Source organism: Alkalibacterium sp. m-11 (assembly GCF_054658155.1).
Genome location: NZ_BAAGIR010000378.1, coordinates 1 through 413, shown reverse-complemented (window position 1 = coordinate 413; position 413 = coordinate 1). Strand labels below are relative to the sequence as shown.

Below are 413 nucleotides of genomic sequence, written 5' to 3'. Positions count from 1 at the left end.
GCAGGACGTTGCCGTGCAGCTCTTTTTTTTATATAAAACATTCAAGTGATTCCGCAATAGCTCAGTTGGTAGAGCGCACGACTGTTAATCGTGTTGTCGCAGGTTCGAGCCCTGCTTGCGGAGTTTTGTCACGCTTATTTACCAGCGTTGATAAAAGTAACACCTTTAGGTGTGCTATAAACAGAGTAACATGATAAACGTTTAAAACTTTTTTTAAAAAAGTATTGACGGTTAATCAGTATAATGTTACGATGTATAAGTTGCTGCGAAATGCAAGCAACACACACTGAACGAGATAGATCTTTGAAAACTGAACAAAGTAGAAACAACCAAATGTGCAGGGGTCTTCGATTCTTTTGGAGTCGAAGGCAACAAACGAGTTAACATGGTTAACTCACAAGTAATACAATGAG

General features: G+C 39.0%; 1 tRNA gene. It reads left to right on the top strand.

From position 1 onward, the window contains the following. Positions 1-50 precede the first annotated feature (50 nt). A tRNA-Asn gene (locus tag ACYQ2O_RS12885) sits at positions 51-123 on the top strand. The last annotated feature ends 290 nt before the right edge of the window (positions 124-413 follow it).